Source organism: Mycobacterium sp. HM-7 (assembly GCF_053852335.1).
The window spans coordinates 1289677-1312432 of record NZ_CM132657.1; the positions used below are offsets into that span (position 1 = coordinate 1289677).

Sequence of the window (22756 nt, forward strand, 5' to 3'; positions counted from 1 at the left end):
TCAGAAGTACGCGTTGGCCGGAATCGCGGTGCCGTGCAACAGGTTCTGTCCGACCACCCGGGCCTTGTAGCCGACGGGATTGTGCAGCGTGATGGTGCGGATGTTGCGCCAGTGCCGGTCGAGGTTGCGTTGCCGGCTGGCCGCGCTCGCCCCGCCGAGCTCCAGCAGCTTGGTGGCGGCGCGCGGCGCGATGTCGTCCAGGTGCACCTTCACCTTGGCTGCCTGCAGCTGAGCCTCGGTCGCCAGCTCGGCGTCGGGCACACCGTCCGGGCCGGTCGAATCGATGGCCGCCCCGATCGCCGCCGCCGCATCCAGAACCGCGGCCCGCGCAATGTAGGCGGAGCTGGCCAGTTCGCCGAGTTGGCGCTGCAACAGTGGGTCGTCGGTCGGCGACGTCGCGGAGGCATGGCTGAAACTGCGCTCGCGGGACCGCAGGAGCGCGATCCCGTCGTCCACGATGTTCGCCAAGATCCCGGCCACCACGGCGTGGATGTACAGCTGCAACAGGGTGTATTGCACCGAGGGCACGGGCTCGGCGCCGTACGGCGTGTCCGAGAGCACCTCGTCGGGCAGCACCGTCACGTTCTGGAACCGCGTGGTGCCGGTGCCGGTGCGGCGCTGACCGAAACCGTCCCAGTCGTCGACGATCTCCACGCCCGCTCGATCGGCTGGGACGATGACGATCGCGACCGAGTCGTGGTCGGTGGTCGCGGTCACGGTCAGGTAGTCCGAGAACAGGGTTCCGGTGCTGTAGAACTTCTCACCGGTCAAGGTGAAACCGCCGTCGTGGCCAGGGGCCAATCGGGTGTTGAACACCAGGCTGCCCACCGCATGGGAGCCCTTCTCGCTGAACGCGTTGCCGAACACCTTGCCGTCGGCGACCTTTTCCAGCCAGGCCCGGGAACCCGGCTGGTCCAGGGTGCGCAGCCGCTCCTCGACGAACCAGAAATGCGTGCGGAAGATGTGTGCCACCACCGGATCGGCACGCGCCACGTCGATCACGGCGGAAAACAGTTGCGGCACGGTGAGTCCGGCGCCGCCCAGTTCAGCAGGCAGCCGCAGGGTGCCGAATCCGGCCCGCTTGAGCGCGACCACCTGGTCGAAGGGGTTCACGTCGTCCAGGTCGCGGTCTTTGGCGCCCGCTGCGATGTCGGCCAGCAGGTCGGTCCACGTGGTGGTGTCGGGAACGTCGAGGATCGTCATGCCCCAGTTCTACGTACCAGCACAGTCACAGGCACTGCTTACGCTCGCCCCGAACCAAACGCGGCACAATGAGTGTCGATGACCATGAACGCCAAACGCCGCAAGGCGCACGACAAGCTCGCGGCACTGCCCGGGGTGCGGTCGGTGCGGCGCCCGGTCCGGTCAAGTGGCGCAGAGGAATTCGACCTGTTCTATGTGCGGACCGGGCCGCCGAGCGACCATCCGCTGGTGATCATTCCGGGCGGGCCGGGTGCGGCGTCCATCGGGCATTACCGGAATCTGCGCCGTCGGGCGACGGCCGCCGGTCTGGACGTCATCATGGTCGAGCACCGCGGCGTCGGCATGTCCCGGCACGACGACACCGGCGCCGACCTGCCCGCTGAGGCACTGACCATAGCGGCCGCGGTCGACGACATCGCGGCGGTGCTGGATGACGCGGGCGTCGAGTCCGCGGTGGTCTACGGCACGTCGTACGGCAGTTACCTGGCCGCTGGTGTCGGCGTGCGGCATCCCGATCACGTGCACGCGATGGTGCTGGATTCGCCACTGCTGTGCGCCGATGACATCGACGTGGTGCGCGAAGCCACCCGGGCCGCGCTGTGGGACGGCACCGCGCCCGCCACGGAGGGGCTGGCGAGCCGGGTGCGTGGCCTGGCCGCCGACGGGCAGTTGACGCCGTGGGTGGTGCAGCTGGCGACGGGGCTGTACGGACTGGTCGGCCCGGAAGTGCTGGAACAGCAGCTCGAGTTGCTGCTGACCGGACGGGGCCTGCTGTGGCACGCCATCGGACACAGCACCAAGCTGTTGTTCGAGAGCAAGACGCCGTACCGGCATGAACCCGACCTGGTCGAGCACATCGGCTACCAGGAGCTCAACTACGCCCCCGAGCCTGACGGTCTGCCGATCGACCCGGCGCTGGCATACCGCGAATCCGCTACCGGCGACCCGGATTTCGTCGCCGAACCGTTCGACCTGGTCGCCGCGATGCCGGGATTCGACTGGCCCACCGTGGTGATCTCCGGCGGCCGCGATCTGATCACGCCACCGGCCGTCGCGCGGCGGGTCGCCGAGCTGATTCCGGACGTCGTGCTGCTGGAATTGCCGAGCGCGGGACACAGCGTGCTCGACATGCGCGAGGGGTCGGCACTGACCATCGCCGCCGCGGTGTGCGCCGGTGACTACGCGGGATTACCGGACCGGGCAACAGAATTGGACAACGCGCCATTGGATTTCGCGGTGCGGCTGATGATTCGCGGCATCACGACCGCGGCGGCCGCGGAGTCGCTGGTGCCGGCCGCGCTCCCGCGGGCCATCCGGCAGCTCAGGACCTGGTAGTTCAGGACCGGGTGAACCCGATCGTCATGTAGTTCAGGTCGCCCAGACCCGCTGCGCCGAAATTCGCCAAAGAGCTTCGGACCGCGACGTTTCCAGGTGACTGCGCGAGCGGCAGGCTGAACGTCTCCGCCCACAGCATGCGGTCCAGCTGATTGGCCAGTGCCTGTGCTTTCGCGGGATCGAGTTCGTCGAGGGTCTGCTCGATCTTGGCGTCGATCTCAGGCGTGCCGATCTTGCCCATGTTACTTTCGCCGTCCGAGGCGTAGATCTGCGTCAGACCGCTGAGCGGGAAGGCGTCGCCCTGCCAGGCGAAGACGGCGATGTCGAAGTTGCCCGGAATGATGTACTGGCTGAAGAAGTCTGCGCCCGAGGACACCACCAAGTCGAGCCGGACGCCGATGTCAGCGAGGGTTTTCTGGGCGAGCTGAGCGATCTGCCGGCCGCTGGAGGCGTCATAGAAGATGAACCGGACGGTCAACGGCCGGCCGTCTTTCTCCCGTATCGAGCGGCCGGGGGGCAGCTTCCAGCCCAGGGCGTCGAGTTCCCGTCGGGCTCCTGCCGGGTCGAAAGGCGTCCCGCCGCTGTTGTTCTGATAGCCCTCCTGCCCGGCGACGTAGATGTGGTTGTTGAGCGGCACCGGGTTTTCCACCAGGCCGTGCTGGAGGACGGTGACGATGGTCTGCCGGTCGATGCCCATGGCGACCGCGTGCCGCAGTGCCGGGTCGGCAAGGATCGATCCGGTCGCGCCATTGAAGGTCATATGCGACCAGGTGGGTCCTGGCGCGGTACGGATGTCGACACCCTTGGTCCGGCGAGCCAGCACCATGTCGTCGAGCGAGCCCAGCCCGGTGGCGTCGATGGCGTTGTTCTGCAGCGCGGGAATCCGCGCGGCATCGTCGAGCACCAGGTAGGTGATGCTGTCGAGCCGGGGCCGGGCGCCCCACCATTTCGGGTTGCGGGTCAACGTGATTCGCTGCGCGCCGCGGTCGACGTTCGAGATGACGAACGGACCGGCCGACGGCCCGGGCGTGGTGAGCTGGCCCTTGTTGAACACCTCGGGATCGGACGTCGAGACCTTCGGCAACAGCATGCCGTTGCCCGCGAACATGCCGCGCCAGTCGGCGTAGGGCCGGGTGAAGGTCATGACGGCCTGTCGGTCGTCGACGCCGCGCGTCACCGATGCGACGCGTTCGCTGCCGTTGGGGCTCGCGATCTGGAAGGCCGGGTTCTTACCCGTCGTCGCGGTGACCTGAGCGGCGATGTCCTCCCAGGTGATCGGGGCGCCGTCGGTCCAGACCGCCTTGGGGTTGATCGTGTAGGTGACGACCTGCGGGTTGGTGCCCGTCAGTTGGATGTCGGTGAAGTAGTCGTGGTTGACCGTGGTCGACCCATCGGGGCCGACGATGAACGCCCGCGGCAGGGTCGGCCTGAGGATCGAGGCGGTGTCGACGGTGTTGCCGTCGATGTTCAGTGAGTTGAAGTTGTCGGGAAACGCGGTGAGCGCCAGCCGCAGATTGCCGCCGTCCTTCAGGGTTGCCGGGTCTCGCGGGTTGAGGTCGTTGGCCGCGCCGAGTTTCGGTGCGCCGGCGCCGGATCCGCGGTATTCGCTCGAACAGCCGCTGACGGTGAGGACCAGCGCGACTGTGGCCATCAGGGCCATCAACAGTTGACCGCGACGCGAAGCCATCATTCACCTCCCGGCTGTGGCACGGCATTGAGCAACCGCTGGGTGTACGGGTCCTGCGGATCGGCGAAAACCTGTGCGGCGTCGCCCTGTTCGACGACGGCGCCCTTGTACATGACGGCGACGGTGTGGGCCAGATGCCGGACCACCGAAAGATCGTGCGAGACAAACAGGTACGACAGGTCGAAACGCTGCTGCAGGTCCAGCAGCAGGTTGATGATGCCCGCCTGGATCGAGACGTCCAGGGCCGACACCGGTTCGTCGAGCGCCAGGATCTTGGGCTGGCGCGCCAGGGCCCGGGCGATGCCGATCCGCTGTTTCTGGCCGCCGGAGAACTCGGCGGGGTAGCGCGCGGCGTCCTCGTGCCGCAGGCCGACGATGCCGAGCAGCTCGGTGACGCGGTCGTCGATGCGGTTCTTGTCGAAGCCGCCGACCCGCAGCGGTTCGGCCAGGACATCGAACACCGGCAGCCGTGGGTCCAGTGCCGCGACCGGGTCCTGGAACACCACCTGCAGGTCACCGCGCAGCTCGCGCCGGGTGTCGCGGGTCAGGCCGGCCACATCATGACCGAGCACCGTGATCGAACCCGATTGCGGGGCCGTCAGATTCAGAATCTGATGCAGCGTCGTGGTCTTGCCGGAGCCGGATTCGCCGACGATGCCCAGCGTGCGGCCTTGCTGCAGCTGGAGGCTGACGCCGTCGACGGCACGCAGCTCGCCGACCGTGCGCCGCAGCATCCCGCCACTGAGCTTGAAGGTCTTGACCAGGTCGCTGACTGCGAGCACCACGGGGCGGTCGGCGTCGTCGTCCGCGATGGCCTCGGGTTCGGTTGCCACCCCGTAGATTTCGGCCGCGCTGCGGCCCGTCACCTGGTCGGTGTGGATGCAGGCGGCGGCGTGTCCGGGTGCGACCTCGAGCAGTGCGGGTTCGGCCGCCCGGCAGTCGTCGTCGGCGAGCGGGCAGCGCGGCGCGAAGGGGCAGCCCGGCGGAAGTCCCGCCATCGACGGTGGTGAGCCGGGGATCGGCACCAGCCGCGAGCCCTGTGGCGCGTCGAGCCGCGGTACCGACCCCAGCAGGCCGACGGTGTACGGCATCACCCGGTCGCGGTACAGGTTCGCCACCGGCGCGGTTTCCACCGCCCGGCCCGCGTACATCACCATTGCGCGGTCGGCGAATTCGGCGACCACACCCAGGTCGTGGGTGATCATCAGCACCCCGGCGCCGGTGACGTCGCGGGCGGTGCGCAGTACGTCGAGGATCTGCGCCTGCACGGTGACATCCAGTGCCGTGGTGGGTTCGTCGCAGATGATGAGGTCGGGGTCGTTGGCGATCGCGGTGGCGATGACGACGCGTTGCCGCTCGCCGCCCGACAGTTCATGTGGGAATGCGCGCGCCCGGGCCGCCGGCTGCTTGATGCCGACCAGTTCCAGCAGCTCGACCGCGCGGGCCCGTGCGGCGCGCCGGTCCACCGAGCGGTCATGTACGCGAAGGGCTTCGGCGATCTGGTCGCCGACCGTGTACACCGGGGTGAGTGCCGACATCGGGTCCTGGAACACCGTGCCGATCACCCGGCCGCGCACCTGGGACAGCGCGGCGTCGTCGAGTCCGACGAGCTGCTTGCCCTGCAGCTTCACCGAACCCGTGACCCGCGCGTGCTCGGGTAGCAGGCCCACCACCGCCATGGCGGTCGCCGACTTGCCGGCGCCGGACTCGCCGACCAGCGCCAGCACCTCGCCGGGAGCGATGTGAAAGTTCATGCCCCGCACCGCCGAGACGTCCTCCTCGGAGGTCTGGAAGCTGACGGTGAGGTCGCGGACCTCGAGCAACGGCGCGCTCATCGCGCCACCTCCGAAGACCGCCGTCGCCGTGGCCGCGCCGAGGGATCGAGTGCGTCACGCAGGCCGTCACCGATCAGGTTGGCGCACAGCACGATCAGTACCAGCACGCCGGCCGGGAACAGGAACACCCAGGGGAAGGTGGTGACCGAGGGGGTGCCGTCGGCGATCAACGTGCCCAGCGACACGTCCGGCGGCTGCACCCCGAAACCCAGGTAACTCAAACCGGTTTCGGCCAGGATGGCCAAACCGACGTTGAGCGTGGTGTCGATGATCAGGATGGACGCCACGTTCGGCACGATGTGCCGGGCGATGATCCGGGCATCGCTGACGCCCATATACCTTGCGGCTGTGACGAACTCGCGTTCGCGCAAGCTCATGGTCAGACCGCGCACCATGCGCGAGCTGATCATCCACGAGAACGCCGCCAACAGGATCACCAGCCACAACACCGTGCTCTGATGCCGGATGCGGGGTGTCACGATGGCGATCAGGATGAAACCGGGGATCACCAGCAGCAGGTCGACGATCCACATCAGCACCCGATCCCGCCAGCCACCGAAGTAGCCGGCCACCGAGCCGACCGTCGCGGCGATGACGGTCGAGATCACCGCCACGCAGACGCCGATGAGCATCGACTTCTGCATACCGCGCAGCGTCTGTGCGAGCACGTCCTGTCCAAGGGCATTGGTACCGAACAGGTGCCGGCCGTCCGGCGGTTGCAGCAACGCGCCGAAGTCCATGTCGGTGTGCGAGTAGGGGAGCAGCGGTGGGAGGGCATAACACCCGACGAAGAGGACCACCAACAGCACAAGCGACACCACGGCGGGGCGATTGCGGACGAAGCGCCGCGCGACCAGCGTGCGGCGCGAGGCGAACCGGGCGCGCGGCAGCCCGAACTGGACGCTCATGAGACCCGCACCCGGGGATCGAGGGCGGCGTAGACGACGTCCGACAGCAGACCGCCGATCAGGATCGTCGTCCCGGAGAACAACGTGAACGCGGCGACGATGTTGGCGTCCTGGCCCTGGATGCCCTGGACCATCCATTCACCCATGCCGTGCCAGCCGAAGATCTTCTCGACGAACACCGCGCCGGTGACCAGGCCCGCGACGCCATAGGCGAACAGGGTGGCCATCGGGATCAGCGCGGTGCGCAGACCGTGTTTGAACAGTGCCTGCCGCCGGGTCAGGCCCTTGGCGCGCGCGGTGCGGATGAAGTCCTGGCCGAGCACGTCGAGCATGGCGTTGCGCTGGTAGCGGCTGTATCCGGCGATGGCGCCGAGCGCCAGCGTGGTCGTCGGCAGCACCAGGTGCTGCAGCCGGTCGACGAAACCGTGCCAGCCGCCCGCCGCGTAGGGCGAGGTCTCGCCGGTGTACTGGAACAGCTGGAAGCCCAACACCTCGTTGACGCCGAGTGCGCCGAGAATCAGCAGGTTGGCGATGACGAACGTCGGGGCACTGAGAATCAGCAGAGCCAGCACGGTGATGGTCCGGTCGGAGAGGCGGTACTGCCGGATGGCGCCCCACGCCCCGATGAGCACGCCGATGATGGAGCCCAGGATCGACCCGATGGCCACCAGCCGCAGGCTGGTCCACACCCGTCGTCCCAGTTGTTCGGAAACCGGTTGCCCGGTAACGGTTTTTCCGAAGTCGCCCTGTACCGCGCCGGAGACCCAGCTGGCGTAGCGCGGCAGCAGTGTCTTGTCGAGCCCCAGGTCGTGTGCCTTGGCGTCGATCACGGACTGCGGCGGCCGGGGGTTGCGCTGCAACAGGTTGTCCAGCGGATGGAACGTCACCGACGTCAGCGCGAAGGTCAGGAACGTCGCCAGCGTCAACAGGATCGCGTAGTTGAACAATCGGCGGATCAGGAACCGCGTCATGGATTGCTCGCTGGAAACCGCATCTGGACAGGTTAAGAGATCCCGGCGCGCTAGCGCGGGATTGGCGCCCGATGGCTGCGGCCGCCCTGTTCCTGAGCTGGTGACCCGACCAGTTCTGATTCGGTGGAATACCTGACGGCCGGGGCGACTTGAAAAATATGACCGGCTGCGTGCCCCAACGTTGTGGCGAAATCGTGGCGGATCGCGTCTAGGTGGGAGACCCGCGATGAGTCGAACGAAGAATTCTGAAGTAAGTAACAAGTGGGCCATCGGCGTTATCGCCGGGAGCATGGTCGTCGGTGTCACGACCGTCGTACTTGTCGGAGCGCAGGCGCAGTCTGTGCAATCGACATCGGCCAACGGCACCTCGGTCAGTTCAGTCGTCAGCGCCACGACAGTCGGGCCGATCATCAGCGCCGCGCCGGCCATTACCGGACCCGCTCCGCTGTACCCGGGGCAGGACCCAGGCTGATGACGTCTGGGCCGTGGCGGAGAGGTCTCCGCCGCGGCCCAGACTCAATCGCCGCGGCTATGCGGGCGAACTCCCAGAAGCGATTCAGTGCGTTGACAGATTGCCGCGGTTGACTCGGAATATATGACCGATCGCGCCCCGACGGCGCGGCGCAGCGAAGCGGTCCCAAGTACACGGGAGGCAAGCCATGAGTCGAACAGAGACTTCCGGTATCACCCTGAAATGGGCGATCGGCATGATCGGCGGGAGCGCGGCAATGGGTGCAGTAGCGGTATGTGCGGGCGTGCTGGCCGGCCCGTCTGAGACGACGAGTGCCAACAGCACCCTGATCACGACGAGCACGACCGCGCCGGTCACTTTCGCGGCGCCGTCGATCACCGGCAAGGCTCCGCTGTGGGCCGGGCAGTCGCCGGATACCAACCCCCAGGGCTAGGAATCGGCTGCTGGTTTCACAGCTCGCGCATAGATTCGCCACAGTCGCAGCCCACACCGGTGCGAATAATGGAGCTGTGACAGGTCCCAGTAGCACCGCCCGTGACAGTGAAGCCCAGCGTGTCGTCATGCACCGGGCCGACGGCAAGCCGATCAACGTCCTCGTGGTCGATGACGAACCCGTACTGGCCGAGCTCGTCTCCATGGCGTTGCGTTACGAAGGCTGGGACATCGCGACGGCGGGCGATGGTGCGACCGCGATCGCGCTGGCCAAGGACAACCCACCCGACGTGGTGGTGCTGGACGTCATGTTGCCCGACATGAGCGGGCTCGACGTGTTGCGCAAGCTGCGCGAACAGATCCCCGGTTTGCCGTTGCTGCTGCTGACCGCGAAGGACTCGGTCGAGGACCGCATCGCCGGCCTGACCGCCGGCGGCGACGACTACGTCACCAAGCCGTTCAGCATCGAGGAAGTGGTGCTTCGGCTGCGTGCGCTGCTGCGGCGCACCGGTGTGGCGAACGAAGCCGGTGGAGCGCAGATCGTCGTCGGTGACCTGGTGCTCGACGAGGACAGCCACGAGGTGACGCGCGCCGGCGAGCAGATCACCTTGACCGCTACCGAGTTCGAGCTGCTGCGGTACATGATGCGCAACTCCAAGCGGGTGCTGAGCAAGGCCCAGATTCTCGACCGGGTGTGGAGCTACGACTTCGGCGGCCGCTCCAACATCGTCGAGCTGTATGTGTCCTACCTGCGCAAGAAGATCGACAGTGGACGCGAGCCCATGATCCACACGCTGCGTGGCGCCGGATATGTCCTCCGACCTGCCCGCTGAGGCCGGCACGCGGATCTGGCAGCCGCGTACCTGGTCGCTGCGGGTCCGGCTGCTGGTCACCCAGGTGCTGCTGCTGGCGTTGGTCATCGTCGGCGTCGGCGCGGCGACCGAGTTCGCGCTGCAGCGCTTTCTGCTGCACCAGTTGGACGACCAGGTGCTGGAGGCGGGGCGGCGCTCGGCCGCCATCTTCGAGTTGCCGCCGCCGCCGATGGCGCCGCCGCTCACCGGCGGGGTCCCCCGGCCATCCCTGGATCCACATTTCCGGATGCGCTTCGACCCCGAGGCCGGCCCCGGTCCCGGCTTCCTCAACGCCCCCGGGCAGGCCGTCGGCACCATCGGAGCGGTGGTGTTCCGCGGTCAGGTCGACGCCGGCGTCATCACCTCGGAGGGCAGTCGCGACTCGGTAACACTCACGGCCACCGCACAATTGGCGCAAGTACCGCCGGATCGCAAGATTCGCACCATGGACATCGACGGCGTGGGCACCTACCGGGTGATCGGTCTGCATCCCCGGCACGGCGGTCCGCAGACCATCGTCACCGGCCTGCCCACCCGCCACGTCGACAACACCCTGCTGTGGGTACTCGGCATGTTCTGTGCGGTGGGCGCCTTGGCGCTGATCGGCGCGACGGTGGTCGGGGTCTGGATCATCCGGCGCCAACTCGCGCCGCTGTCAAGGGTTTCCGCGGCCGCGCGCGACGTGGCCGACCGGGAACTGGACCGGGGCGAGGTGCAACTGCCGACGGAGATCGTGCACGTCGATCCGGTCGCCGCGCACACCGAGGTCGGCCAACTGGGGTCGGCGCTGAACCGCATGCTGGACCGGGTCGCCGGCGCGCTCGCGGCCCGTCATGCCAGCGAGACGCGGGTGCGCCGGTTCGTGGCCGACGCCAGTCATGAACTCCGCACCCCGCTCGCTGCAATCCGCGGCTATACCGAACTGGCGCAACGCAAAAGCGACCAGCTGCCCGCCGACGTCGCCCACGCGATGAACCGCGTCGAATCCGAGACGGCGCGTATGACCCGGCTCGTCGAGGACATGCTGCTGCTCGCCCGGCTCGACGCCGGCCGGCCGCTGGAGATGGAGAACGTCGACCTGTCCCAACTGGTCGTCGACGCCGTCAGTGACGCCCACGTCGCCGGTCCCGATCACGACTGGTCGCTGGATCTGCCCGAGGAACCGGTCACCGTCGAGGGCGATCCGGCGCGGCTGCACCAGGTACTGGTGAACCTGTTGGCAAATGCCCGCACGCACACGCCGGCGGGTACGTCGGTGACGATCTCGCTGGCCACCGACGCGGACGCCACGGTGATCAGCGTCGCCGACGACGGCCCGGGCATTCCAAAGACGTTGCAGCCCGAGGTGTTCGAGCGGTTCGCCCGCGGTGACTCGTCGCGATCTCGGCAAGCCGGCAGTACCGGCTTGGGTCTGGCCATCGTCGCCGCGGTCGTCAAGGCGCACGGCGGCACCATCAGCGTCGACAGCCGGCCCGGGGCGACGGTGTTCACCGTGCGCTTGCCCGCGGGCCCGGCCGATCCTGCCTCACAGCCACCGCACAGCGTCGCCTCGACGTCCGCCTAGTCAACGCGCCCACAATCAGACTGGTGACTGCCGTACCACGACGCTCGATGGGTGAGCGACTCCGACTCGGGCTCCTGCTGGCGGGGACCGCTGTGCTGTACCTGTGGAACCTGTCGGTGAGTGGTTGGGCCAACAGCTTCTATTCAGCCGCGGCGCAGGCGGGTGCCAGCGACTGGACCGCAATGTTGTTCGGCGCCAGTGACTCCGGAAACGCGATCACCGTCGACAAGACTCCCGGTGCGCTGTGGGTGATGGACCTGTCGGTGCGGTTGTTCGGGCTCAGCTCCTGGAGCATCCTGGTGCCGCAGGCCGTGATGGGTGTGGCAGCGGTGGCCGTGTTGTACGCCGCGGTGCGCCGCGCCGCCGGGTCGGCCGCCGCGCTACTGGCCGGCGCGGCATTCGCGCTGACCCCGGTGGCCACGTTGATGTTCCGGTTCAACAACCCCGACGCGCTGTTGGTCCTGCTTCTGGTGGCCGGCGCCTACTGCGTGCAACGCGCCTGCGAAAAAGACGCGGGCCGTTGGTGGTTGGTCGCCGCGGGGGTGGCCGCGGGATTCGCCTTCCTGGCCAAGATGCTGCAGGCGTTCCTGGTCCTGCCTGCCTTCGCCGCCACCTACTTGGTCGCCGGGCCGTCGTCAGTGCGTACCCGGATGTGGCGCCTGCTCGGTGCCGCCGCGTCGATGGTTGTCTCCGGCGGCTGGTACCTGGCGCTCGTCGAACTGTGGCCGGCCTCGTCGCGCCCGTATATCGGTGGATCGCAACACGATTCGATCATCGAACTGGCGCTGGGCTACAACGGCGTCGGCCGGCTGAGCGGGAACGAGCCTGGCGGTCTGGGCAACCCGAATTTCGATGTCGGCTGGGACCGGCTGGTGGGAGCCAGCATGGGCAGCTACGCGGGCTGGCTGCTGCCTGCGGCACTGATCTGTCTGGTCGCGGGACTGGTGCTCACCAGGCGCGCGCCGCGGACCGATCCGGCGCGGGCCGCCCTGATCCTGTGGGGTGGGTGGCTGGCGTTCACCGCCGCGGTGTTCAGCTTCGCGAACGGCATCGTGCACCAGTACTACACCGTCGCGCTGGCGCCGGCCATCGGGGCGTGCGTGGGTATCGGATCGGTGTTGTTGTGGCGCAACCGCACTACGTGGTCGGCGAGGCTGACCATGGCAGGCACCGTGGTGGCCACGGTGACGGTGGCCGCGATACTGCTGGGCCGTGGTGAGGTGACGTGGTTGCGGACGGCGGTACTGATCGCGGGTGCGGTCGCCGCAGCGTTGCTGCTCGCGCCGCCGCGCTTCCGCCCTGCGCGCCTGGCGGTCGCCACGGCGGTCCTGGTGTGCCTGGCGGCCCCCGCGGCGTATTCGATTGCCACCGCCGGTGTTTCGCACTCCGGGGCGATGCCGTCCGTCAGCGGGCCCGGCGGGCGCAGCGCCGGCTGGGGTCCGTCGCCTGGACACGGCAAGGCCCGCGGTCCCGCGGGCGGCCCGGGCCGTGCGATGGGCGCACCGCCGCAAGGCTTCCGGCCCGGCGGCGGGCTCTTCGATTCGCCGGTGCCCGGAGCGGCGTTGACCGCGCTGCTCGGCACCGACGCCGCGAACTACCGCTGGGCGGCCGCCGTCGTCGGCTCCAGCAACGCCGCCGGGTACCAGCTGGCGGCCCGTGCGCCGGTGATGGCGATCGGTGGCTTCAACGGCACCGATCCCGCGCCCACGCTGGCCCAGTTCCAGCAGTACGTCGCCGCCGGTCAGGTCCACTACTTCGTCGAAGGCGACGTCAAGATGGGTTGGGGACATCGCGGCGAAGACGATGCCGAGCAGGAATCTCAGCAGATCGCCACCTGGGTCAGCCGGCACTTCACCGCCACCACGGTGGACAACACCGTGGTCTACGACCTGACCCAGCCTCGCTGACCCCGCTTCGTTGACCCTGCGGTGGGGGTGCTCGGTTCTCGCGCTTTTGCGCCCAGGTCGCGGAGTCAGCGTCGGCTCTTTGTTGATCCTGCGGTGGGGGTGCTCGGTTCTCGCGCTTTTGCGCCCAGGTTGCAGAGCCAACGGCAGCCTCAAACACATAGCTTGCGCATAGCTTCAGCCCATGGCGGGCTAAAGCTACCGGCTGAAGATCATTGTCATGACCAACCTGCTCGAGGGCGACGCCGAACGCCGCTTCTCCACCCGCCAGAATGCCGCGGTTGTCGCACAGGCGACCGGCGTGCCGGTGCTGGACGTGGTGGTCCCCGTCTACAACGAGCAGGTCGCGCTGCCCGGCTCGATCCGCCGGCTGCACCGCCACCTGGAAGAGCACTTCCCGTACCCGGTGCAGATCACCATCGCCGACAACGCCAGCATCGACGAAACCCCGCGGGTCGCCGCCGCGCTGGCCGCTGAACTGGACAACGTCCGCGTCGTGCGACTGGAGCTCAAGGGCCGCGGGCGCGCGCTGCACGAGGTGTGGTCGCATTCGCCGTCACCGGTGCTGGTCTACATGGACGTCGACCTCTCGACCGACCTGGCCGCACTCGGCCCGCTGGTGGCCCCGCTGATCTCGGGCCACTCGGACCTGGCGATCGGGACCCGCCTCTCGCGGTCCTCTCGGGTCGTGCGGGGACCGAAGCGGGAGTTCATCTCGCGCTGCTACAACCTGATCCTGCGCGGTGCCCTGTCGGCCAAGTTCTCCGACGCCCAGTGCGGCTTCAAGGCCATCCGGGCCGATGTGGCCCAGGCCCTGCTCCCGCTCGTCGAGGACACCGGCTGGTTCTTCGACACCGAGCTGCTGGTGCTGGCCGAGCGCACGGGTCTGCGGATTCACGAGGTCCCCGTCGACTGGGTCGACGACCCCGACAGCCGGGTGGACATCATCGCCACCGCTGCGGCCGACCTCCGCGGCGTCGGCCGGCTGCTTCGCGGCTTCGCCAACGGCAGCATCCCGGTGAATACCATTGCCGCTCAGCTGGGTTCGTCGACAAAGGCGGCCGCGCCCGGCTCGCTGCTGCGTCAGGTCGTCCGCTTCGGGACCATCGGCGTCGCCTCGACCCTGGCCTACCTGCTGCTGTTCATGATGATGCACGCCGCGCTCGGCGCGCAGACGGCCAACCTGGTGGCCCTGCTGCTCACCGCGGTCGTCAACACCGCCGCCAACCGGCGCTTCACGTTCGGTGTCCGTGGCGGGGGAGCGGCAAGCGCGACCCGCCACCAGTTCGAGGGATTGATCGTCTTCGGTATCGCCCTGACCATCACCAGCGGCGCGCTGGCCGGGCTGCACGCGTTCGCGCCGCATGCCCACCACCTCCTCGAATTGAGCGTGCTGGTGGCCGCCAACCTGGTCGCGACCGCGGTGCGGTTCGTGCTCCTGCGCGGTTGGGTGTTCCACCCGCGGCGCGCAAATTAGGCACAGCGCACGAATTGACCTGCTTACCAACTGCTTTCGAGGAGACCCACGCGTGATCGCCACTGCGCCTGCCAAGGCTCACCTGCCGAGGGCCCGCCGTCGCCCGGCGGTCTGGACCCGTCCGGTATGGGAACGCACCGCACTGCTGACGCTGCTGGCCGCGACCGCGGTGCTGTACCTGTGGGCGCTCGGCTCGTCGGGCTGGGCCAACTCGTACTACGCCGCTGCGGCCCAGGCCGGCACCCAGAACTGGGAAGCGCTGCTGTTCGGCTCCTTCGACGCCGGCAACGCGATCACGGTCGACAAGCCGCCGGCGGCGTTATGGCTGATGGGCCTGTCGGGCCGGCTGTTCGGGTTCAGCGCGTTCAGCATGCTGCTTCCGCAGGCCCTCATGGGTGTCGCGTCGGTCGGCATGCTGTACGCGACGGTTCGCCGCACCAGCGGCGCGGTCGCCGGACTGCTGGCGGGCCTGGTGCTGGCGGTGACTCCCGTTGCGGCACTGATGTTCCGGTTCAACAACCCCGATGCACTGCTCGTCCTACTCCTGGTCAGTGCGGCCTACTGCACGGTGCGGGCCATCCAGGCCACCGATTTCTCCGTGGCTGCCCGGTGGATGACGCTCACCGGCGTCGTCGTCGGCTTCGCCTTCCTGACCAAGATGCTGCAGGCCTTCCTGCCGGTGCCGGGATTGGCGCTGGCGTTCCTGGTCGCCGCACCGTTCAGCGTGGGACGCCGGATCAGCGCCCTGCTGATGTCCGGTGTGGCTCTGGTGGTCTCGGCGGGCTGGTACATCGCGCTGGTGAGCCTGTGGCCCGCCGACGCCCGGCCGTACATCGCCGGGTCGACCGACAACAGCCTGCTGCAGCTGGCCTTGGGCTACAACGGCATCGAGCGCATCACCGGTGGTGACCGTCCCAGCGGTGGCCCCGGCGGCGGCATGCGGGACAACCTGTTCTTCGGCGGGCACGCCGGCATCACCCGATTGTTCGGCCCGTCGATGGGTGTCGAGATCTCGTGGCTGCTGCCGGTGGCATTGCTCGGTCTGGCGCTGTTGCTGTGGGCCGCCCGCCGCGCGCCCCGCACCGACCTGGGCCGTGCCGGGGTATTGCTCTGGGGCGGTTGGCTTCTGGTGACCGGCGTGGTGTTCAGCTTCATGGACGGCACGGTGCACCCGTACTACAACGTCGCGCTCGCCCCTGCGGTCGCCGCGTTGGTCGGCATGGTGGTCGCGCAGCTGTGGCAGCGGCGGGCTACGGTGCCGGCACGCCTGCTGCTCGCATTGCTTGTCGTCATCTCGGCCGGCTGGGCGTTCGCGTTACTGTCGCGCACCCCGGACTGGATGCCCGCGCTGCGGTGGAGCGTCGCGGTGGTGGCGGCGCTGGCGGCCGTGGCCCTCGTGGTGTTCGGGGCGCGCTCCGGACGGCTCCCGGCGGTCGTCGCCGGCATCGCGATCGCCGCGGCCCTGGCCGGGTCGGCGTCGTTCACGATCTACAACGTGGCGGCGGCGCACAGCAGTGGCCCCGGTTCGATGTCCGGCCCGCCGCGGCCCGGCGGCGACGCGTGGCCGGGTGGTGGCCCCGGCGGACCCGGACGCGACGGACCCAATGCCGAACTCGAGAACCTGATCCGCGGAGCCGACAACCGTTGGGCGGCAGCGACGGTCGGGTCCTTCCAGGCCGGCGATCTGGAATTGCGCACAGGTAAGTCGTTGATGGCGATCGGCGGATTCTCCGGCGGCGACAACGCGCCGACGCCGGCACAGTTCCGTCAGTACGTGGAGGACGGCCAAATCCACTACTTCATCGTCGGGGACCACAAGCGCGGTCCCGGACCCGGTGGCGGTCGTGAGCGGGGGAGTGCCGCGGAGATCACCGCCTGGGTGACGGGGCACTTCGCGAAGCTCGACGTCGGCGGCGCGACGGTCTACGACCTGGAAGCGCCGACGACGCCGGTGGATCACCCGATCTTGTAGGTACCGACGGCCTTGGCCACCGGGTCGCCGGATGGCGTCTCGATCTCGACTTCGCAGTGCACCAAGGACTTTCCGCGGTGCAGCACGCGGCCGACACCGATCAGGTCGGTCGACCGGGCGGGTGCCAGGTACTGGACCGACATCGAGATCGTCACCCCGCGAAGCGATTCCGGCTCGCGTTCGGTGGACCATGCCGCGGCCATGACGGTGACATCGGCCAGTGTGGCGATGGCGCCGCCGTGCACCATGTCCGCGAGCGTGGTGTTGGACGGGTCCCATGGCATCCGCAACCGAACCTCGGGGGCGTCGAGCGCTTCGGGGACGATGCCCAGTTTGGCGACCAACGGTGACTGCGGGATGAACTGCGCCATGACCTCGGCGCCGGTACTGGGGCTCATGTCATCGAAGTGTGCGCGCGGTGGGTAGTCGGTTCAATTACCTGGCAGGTAGTGGGGGTTACCTGGCGCGAAGCGCGGGCGGCACGGGCCGATGTTTCTGAATCTAATTCAAACTCTTGACCGCGAGGGCTCGATCTGCCTAGGTTGTTTGAACTCGATTCAAACTTTGGAGGTGTGATGCCGCCCAATCGTCGCGGCGAGGCATCGCGGGCAGCGTTGTTGGAGGCTGGGCGGATCGCGTTCAGTGAGAACCGCTACGAAGAGATGTCCATCGTGGATCTGGCCAAGTCGCTCGGCGTCGCGGCCGGCTCGATCAGCTACCACTTCGGTGGTAAGCGCGGTTTCTACCTGGCGGTGCTCGAGCAGGCGGCCGACGAGTTCTGGAGCAGTCTGGTCGAAATGCGCGGCCCGGCCATGGAGCGCCTGGCCCGCGGGGTGGACCAGTTCCTGGACCTTGCCCAGGCTCAGCCCCGAGTGTTCGAAGCGCTGATCACCGACGTCGCCGACGCCGAGGTCAGGGCCATCCACGGGCGGCACCGGGAGCGCATCGCGCACGCTCTGGCCGTGGAGATCACCGGAACCGACTCCACCCCGGTGCTGCGGGCCGCCATGAACGGATCGCTGTCGTTCATGGAAGGCGTTGTACTGCACTGGATTCGCGAGGAAGAGCCCAAACGTGACCAGGTGCACGGGCTCATCGTCGCCAATCTGATCTCCGCGGTGCTCAGCGCCGCCCGCGTCGATCCGGACATCGATCTCAGCCAGCGCGTCACTGATGCCGCGGTATCCGATTCCTGGTTGCTGTCCCTACTTACCGCCATGGGCATCTCCGCCCCCGCCACCAACCCTGTGGAGTGATTCCGTTGTCGACACGTCAGCTACCTGAATTGCCCTCCGGGCCATCACCGTTGGTGCATCACCCCGTCGCGCGGGCCGTCTCCTATCTCATCGGGCCCCGCGGCCTGCGCGACGTCGCGCGGCTTCGGCGCGAGATCGGGGGCAAGGTCGTCGTCATCACCGGGGCCTCCTACGGAGTGGGCGAGGCGACGGCCGAATTGTGTGGTCGAGCGGGCGCCAAGGTGGTGCTGGCGGCGCGCTCGCAAGAGCGACTCGAGGAGGTCAAAGACCGGATCGTCGCCGATGGCGGCACGGCGTACGCCTATCGACTCGACCTGACCGACGAACAGTCCGTCGCCGAATTCGCCGACGCCGTGCAGTACGACCTGGGACCGGTCGACTACCTGATCCACAACGCGGGCAAGTCATTACGCCGGTCGATACACCTGTCCTACGACCGGCCCAAGGACGTCACCGCGACCAGCGGCGCCAACTATGTCGGTCCGATGCGGCTGACCCTGGCGCTGCTGCCGGCGATGCGGGCCCGCGGCAGGGGCCACATCGTCAACGTGTCCACCGTCGGAATCATGTTCCCCGTCATGCCCAAATGGGGTTTCTACCTGTCCTCCAAGGCCGCGTTCGACTGGTGGCTACGCGCGGTCGGAATGGAGGCTCGCGCCGACGGTGTCACGTCGACCACCTTCTACGCCGGCCTGATGCACACCCGCATGAGCGCCCCGAGCCGCTGGATGCGCGTGCTACCCGGCCAGACGCCCGATGACGCGGCGCGCGTGATCGCCCGCGCGATGGTGCGCAAGCCGCGGACCATCACCCCGATCTACGGACATCCGTCGGCGGCGCTGGTGCCGATCCTGCGCATCCCGCTCGACGTCATCGTCGGGTTCGTCTACCGCCGCCTGGGAGATACGCAAGCGTCGCTGACCGCGGTGGCGAGCCCCGTCTCGGCTTCCGTGTCCATCCCGAGTGGCGCCGTCGATGTCAGCTAGTCCGGCACACGCTGTGCGGCAATGGTTTTCCGCACTGCCCGCCATCGCCACCTCGGGTGCCTTCACTGCGATCGGGCCGCGGACCGTGGCGGGGCTGATCACCGATTTCCGCAAATTCGGCCCGACACCGGCACTGCTGATCGCGTTGAGTGCCCGTCGCTTTCCCGATCGGGTCGCCGTTATCGACGACCGGGGCGCGCTGACGTATTCGCAACTGCAGCAACGGGCGACAGCGGTCGCCGCCGCGCTGTTCGCCTCATGTCCGCAGCCCCCGGCATCGGTGGGGATCATCTGCCGGAATCACCGCGGGTTCGTCGAGGCGATGACGGCCGGCGCCCAGCTCGGTGCCGAACTGATCTTCATCAACACCGAACTGCCCCCGGCGCAGCTCGAAGCCATCCTGCACCGGCACCGGCCCGACGTACTGATCTACGACGATGAGTACGCACAAGCCGTCGACGACGCAGGGTACGCGGGGCGCCGGGTGCTCGCCTGGCGCGCCGAACCCACCGCGGACACCGACGAACTGACGCTGGACGGCCTTGCCGCACAGCGTCATCCGGCACCGCCCCGGGTACGCCGACCGGTGAAGCTCACCCTGTTGACGTCGGGCACCACAGGCCTGGCCAAGGGTGTGCCCCGCGCGGTCAAGCCCCGCGCCATCGCGATGCTGTGCGCCACCGCCATGGCCACGCTGCGGCTGAAGTCGTCCGAGGTCGTCCTTGTCGCGCCGCCGTTCTTCCACGGATTCGGTCTGCTCACGTTGTTGGGGCCGCTCGCACTGGGCGGGACGGCGGTGTGCCGGCGCCGCTTCGACGCGCGGCAAACCCTCAGTGACATCGAGGCTTTCGGCGTCGACGTCCTCGTCGCGGTACCGGCCATGCTGCAGCGGATGGTCAATGTGCCCGAGTTGGATTCGCTCGCCGCCAGGCGCCCGCTGCGACTGGCGGTGACCGGCGCCGCGCCGATCTCGCCGGCGGCGGTGTCGGCGTTCATCGACGCGTTCGGACCGATCCTTGTCAACGGATATGGATCCACGGAAGCGGGTCTGGTCACCCTGGCCACACCGGCCGACCTCGCCTCGGCCCCGGATACCGTGGGCCGCACCGCCTTAGGGGTGTCCGTTCGGATTCTTGCCGACGACGGAAGAGCGGTGCCGGCGGGTCAGCCGGGCTCGATCTTCGTCCGGACTGTCCTGGACTACACCGGGTACACGCCGGACCAGAACGCACAGGTGGCGGCCAAGCAGGTCATCGACGGGCACGTGAAGACCGGCGACGTGGGGTATTTCGATGATCAGGGCCGCCTGTACATCGCGGGTCGAGCCGACGACATGATCGTCTCGGGCGGCGAGAACGTCTTCCCCGGCGAGGTCGAGAGTCGGCTGGCGGCACACCCGCAGTTGGCCGACGCCGTCGTGATCGGTACTCCCGATGAAGAATTCGGGCAGGTGCTCAGGGCGTTCATCGTTGCCGCGCCCGGAGCTGAGGCGCCCGCGCCCGACGAACTCAAGCAGTACGTCCGGGACCGGCTGGAACGCTACAAAGTTCCCAAGCAGTTCGTCGTGATCGATGAGATTCCCCGCAATGCGAGCGGCAAAGTTCTACGCTCGCAACTTGATTCACTTGCGCAGCCCCGGCTGTCGGATATCGAGGAGCAGCACCTTGCCTAGATCGCGGCGGTTGCGACGGTATGGCGTGAACGGTGGTTTCTACGACGCGGCACGCGACCGCCGCGCGGGGGCGCCGGGTGAACTGCTGCATGCCGAGCCCATGACCGCGCGCTGGTTCCCCGGCGTCCCCATGTCGGCCGGCGCCTGGCGCGTGTTGTACCGGTCCACGTCGGCATCCGGTGACTCGCAGGTGGTGTCCGGTGTCGTGCTCGTGCCGCGGACACCCGCCGCCGGCCCCGTACCGCTGCTGGGGTTCGCCCCCGGAACGCAGGGCCTCAGCCGCCGGGCGGCCGTGTCGCGGCAGTTGGCACTGGGCCTGGAATATGAAGCGCCGTTTCTCGCTGCCGCACTGAGAAGGGGGTGGGTGGTCGCGGTCACCGACTATCCGGGGCTCGGGACCCGGGGTTCGCACCCGTACGTCGTCGGCCGGTCATTGGGCCCGGCGGTGCTGGACATCATGCGCGCGGCGCGACAGCTCCCGCAGGCGGGCCTGTCGGCGACCGGGCCGGCGGGGATCTATGGGTACTCGGAGGGTGGCTGCGGCGCCGGGTGGGCCGCGCAACTGCAACCCGCCTATGCGCCGGACGTGCCGTTGGACGGGGTTGCGGTCGGCGCCGCACCGGCTGACCTGCCTGCGCTGGTGGACCGGCACGAACGCAGCTGGTTCTCGTTCCTGCTGATGTACGCCGCACTCGGTTTCGACCAGGCGTATCCCGAGCTGCAGCTGCACGGCTATCTCAACCGTGCCGGCCGCATGACGGTGGCCGTGATGCGGCGCACGCACATCGCCGCCGCGATCGCCATCGGCCTGCTGCTGCCCAAGCACCGGCGGCACTACCTGATCACCGACCCGCTGACCCACCCGGAATGGCTGCGCCTGCTCACCGACAACAGCCTCGGGCAGCTCGCGCCTGCTGCGCCCGTCATCGTCGGCGCGGCAAGGAATGACCAGGTCATTCCGTACCAGCAGCTCGAGACGCTCATCGAACGGTGGCGTCAGCTCGGCGTTGACCTCCGCCATCATCCGATCCCGTACGGCGAGCACCTGACGGGCGCACCCCAATTCTGTAAAGCCGCGCTCGCGTTCCTCGCCGATCGGTTCGCCGAACATCGGTCGATCGAGGCCGAACCCACCGCCAGCTGAGCGGGGAAGCCGGCGGGTGCCGGACGCGTTGTTCTCCCTGATCTCGGTGGTTGCAACCGTTGACACCGCACCACCGGGCACGTAAATTCTGACCATGGTTCTTAACTTGACCAGTTCTACCAACTTTACGGGGAAATGATGACCGTCACTCCCGACGCCGCCGAGGCGTCCAAGGTGGACCAGCGGGCCGCCAAATACGAATTGAGCCATCTGCGAGCGCTGGAGGCCGAGGCCATCCACATCATCCGCGAGGTCGCCGCGGAGTTCGAGCGGCCGGTGCTGCTGTTCTCCGGTGGCAAGGACTCGATCGTGATGCTCCACCTGGCCATCAAGGCGTTCGCGCCGGGCCGGCTGCCGTTCCCCGTCATGCACGTCGACACGGGTCACAACTTCGAAGAGGTCATCGCGACCCGCGACCTCCTGGTGGAAAAGCACAACCTGCGCCTGGTCGTGGCCAGCGTGCAGGAGGACATCGACGCCGGCCGCGTCGTCGACAACGGTCCGTCGCGTAACCCGCTGCAGACCGTGTCGCTGCTGCGCGGCATCCGGGAGAACAAGTTCGACGCCGCGTTCGGTGGCGCGCGCCGTGACGAGGAGAAGGCCCGCGCCAAGGAGCGCGTCTACAGCTTCCGCGACGAGTTCGGTCAGTGGGATCCCAAGAACCAGCGCCCCGAACTGTGGAACCTGTACAACGGTCGGCACCGCAAGGGCGAGCACATCCGCGTCTTCCCCCTGTCGAACTGGACCGAGTACGACATCTGGGCCTACATCGGCGCCGAAGAGATCGCGCTGCCGGCCATCTACTACGCGCACGAGCGCCAGGTCTTCGAGCGCGACGGCATGCTGCTCGCGGTGCACGAGTACCTGCAGCCGAACGCGGACGAACCGGTGATCACCAAGTCGGTCCGGTTCCGCACCGTCGGCGACGTCACCTGCACCGGTTGCGTCGAATCGGACGCTTCGACTGTCGAAGAAGTCATCGCCGAGACCGCGTTGTCCCGATTGACCGAGCGCGGCGCGACCCGCGCAGACGACCGGATTTCCGAGGCCGGTATGGAAGACCGTAAGCGGGAAGGCTACTTCTGAT

General features: G+C 68.2%; 19 protein-coding genes. 13 read left to right on the plus strand and 6 right to left on the minus strand.

Annotated features, from left to right (window positions below; translation table 11 throughout):
* A complete protein-coding gene (locus ACWW1C_RS06285; protein ID WP_455982635.1) occupies positions 1-1203 on the minus strand; it encodes an acyl-CoA dehydrogenase family protein in 1203 nt (400 codons plus the stop codon).
* 78 nt (positions 1204-1281) lie between these two features.
* Here ACWW1C_RS06285 and ACWW1C_RS06290 point away from each other — a divergent pair, with 78 nt between their 5' ends.
* Positions 1282-2538, plus strand: coding sequence for an alpha/beta fold hydrolase (locus tag ACWW1C_RS06290; protein WP_455982636.1), 1257 nt, complete (start codon positions 1282-1284; stop codon positions 2536-2538).
* A gap of 1 nt (position 2539) precedes the next feature.
* Here the strand turns inward: ACWW1C_RS06290 and ACWW1C_RS06295 are convergent, their stop codons facing one another.
* Genes ACWW1C_RS06295 through ACWW1C_RS06310 form a run of 4 tightly spaced genes read right to left on the minus strand, consistent with a single transcriptional unit; the run spans position 2540 to position 7939 of the window.
* Positions 2540-4228: an ABC transporter family substrate-binding protein gene (locus tag ACWW1C_RS06295; RefSeq protein WP_455982637.1), complete on the minus strand. Its 1689-nt coding sequence runs from the start codon at positions 4226-4228 to the stop codon at positions 2540-2542.
* Positions 4225-6060, minus strand: coding sequence for a dipeptide ABC transporter ATP-binding protein (locus ACWW1C_RS06300; RefSeq protein WP_455982638.1), 1836 nt, complete (start codon positions 6058-6060; stop codon positions 4225-4227). The genes ACWW1C_RS06295 and ACWW1C_RS06300 overlap by 4 nt, the downstream gene beginning before the upstream one ends.
* The gene (locus ACWW1C_RS06305; protein WP_455982639.1) at positions 6057-6968 is read right to left on the minus strand and encodes an ABC transporter permease; all 912 of its coding nucleotides are present in this window, start codon (positions 6966-6968) and stop codon (positions 6057-6059) included. The genes ACWW1C_RS06300 and ACWW1C_RS06305 overlap by 4 nt, the downstream gene beginning before the upstream one ends.
* Positions 6965-7939: an ABC transporter permease gene (locus ACWW1C_RS06310; protein ID WP_455982640.1), complete on the minus strand. Its 975-nt coding sequence runs from the start codon at positions 7937-7939 to the stop codon at positions 6965-6967. The genes ACWW1C_RS06305 and ACWW1C_RS06310 overlap by 4 nt, the downstream gene beginning before the upstream one ends.
* Before the next feature lie 226 nt (positions 7940-8165).
* Between ACWW1C_RS06310 and ACWW1C_RS06315 the strand changes: the two genes are divergently transcribed.
* The 7 genes from ACWW1C_RS06315 to ACWW1C_RS06345 all read left to right on the plus strand — a co-directional run bounded on the left by ACWW1C_RS06315 (position 8166) and on the right by ACWW1C_RS06345 (position 16611).
* The gene (locus ACWW1C_RS06315) at positions 8166-8411 is read left to right on the plus strand and encodes a hypothetical protein (RefSeq protein WP_455982641.1); all 246 of its coding nucleotides are present in this window, start codon (positions 8166-8168) and stop codon (positions 8409-8411) included.
* Positions 8412-8598: 187 nt separating this feature from the next.
* On the plus strand, positions 8599-8844 hold the full coding sequence (locus ACWW1C_RS06320) for a hypothetical protein (RefSeq protein WP_455982642.1): 246 nt from the start codon (positions 8599-8601) through the stop codon (positions 8842-8844).
* Positions 8845-8971: 127 nt separating this feature from the next.
* Complete coding sequence (locus tag ACWW1C_RS06325; RefSeq protein WP_455984176.1) at positions 8972-9676, plus strand: response regulator transcription factor; 705 nt, start codon at positions 8972-8974, stop codon at positions 9674-9676.
* On the plus strand, positions 9654-11258 hold the full coding sequence (locus ACWW1C_RS06330; protein ID WP_455982643.1) for a sensor histidine kinase: 1605 nt from the start codon (positions 9654-9656) through the stop codon (positions 11256-11258). Before ACWW1C_RS06325 ends, ACWW1C_RS06330 begins: the two co-directional genes overlap by 23 nt.
* A gap of 47 nt (positions 11259-11305) precedes the next feature.
* A complete protein-coding gene (locus ACWW1C_RS06335) occupies positions 11306-13165 on the plus strand; it encodes a glycosyltransferase family 39 protein (protein WP_455984177.1) in 1860 nt (619 codons plus the stop codon).
* A 217-nt stretch (positions 13166-13382) separates the two neighbouring features.
* Positions 13383-14639: a glycosyltransferase gene (locus ACWW1C_RS06340; protein WP_455982644.1), complete on the plus strand. Its 1257-nt coding sequence runs from the start codon at positions 13383-13385 to the stop codon at positions 14637-14639.
* A 52-nt stretch (positions 14640-14691) separates the two neighbouring features.
* Positions 14692-16611 (plus strand): ArnT family glycosyltransferase, encoded by a 1920-nt coding sequence (locus ACWW1C_RS06345; protein ID WP_455982645.1) that lies wholly within the window; start codon positions 14692-14694, stop codon positions 16609-16611.
* Here ACWW1C_RS06345 and ACWW1C_RS06350 read toward each other — a convergent pair.
* On the minus strand, positions 16596-17009 hold the full coding sequence (locus ACWW1C_RS06350) for a PaaI family thioesterase (RefSeq protein ID WP_455982646.1): 414 nt from the start codon (positions 17007-17009) through the stop codon (positions 16596-16598). The two genes, ACWW1C_RS06345 and ACWW1C_RS06350, sit on opposite strands and share 16 nt — an antisense overlap.
* 177 nt (positions 17010-17186) lie before the next feature.
* Here ACWW1C_RS06350 and ACWW1C_RS06355 point away from each other — a divergent pair, with 177 nt between their 5' ends.
* The 5 genes from ACWW1C_RS06355 (at position 17187) to cysD (ending at position 22755) form a co-directional block, all read left to right on the plus strand.
* Positions 17187-17867: a TetR/AcrR family transcriptional regulator gene (locus tag ACWW1C_RS06355; RefSeq protein ID WP_455982647.1), complete on the plus strand. Its 681-nt coding sequence runs from the start codon at positions 17187-17189 to the stop codon at positions 17865-17867.
* A gap of 29 nt (positions 17868-17896) precedes the next feature.
* Positions 17897-18853, plus strand: a complete 957-nt coding sequence (locus tag ACWW1C_RS06360; protein WP_455984178.1) for an SDR family NAD(P)-dependent oxidoreductase — start codon at positions 17897-17899, stop codon at positions 18851-18853.
* Complete coding sequence (locus tag ACWW1C_RS06365) at positions 18843-20525, plus strand: AMP-binding protein (RefSeq protein WP_455982648.1); 1683 nt, start codon at positions 18843-18845, stop codon at positions 20523-20525. The genes ACWW1C_RS06360 and ACWW1C_RS06365 overlap by 11 nt, the downstream gene beginning before the upstream one ends.
* 25 nt (positions 20526-20550) lie before the next feature.
* Positions 20551-21669, plus strand: coding sequence for a lipase family protein (locus ACWW1C_RS06370; protein WP_455982649.1), 1119 nt, complete (start codon positions 20551-20553; stop codon positions 21667-21669).
* A 135-nt stretch (positions 21670-21804) separates the two neighbouring features.
* Entirely contained in the window at positions 21805-22755 is a 951-nt protein-coding gene (gene cysD / locus ACWW1C_RS06375; RefSeq protein ID WP_455982650.1) for a sulfate adenylyltransferase subunit CysD, read from the plus strand.
* The last annotated feature ends 1 nt before the right edge of the window (position 22756 follow it).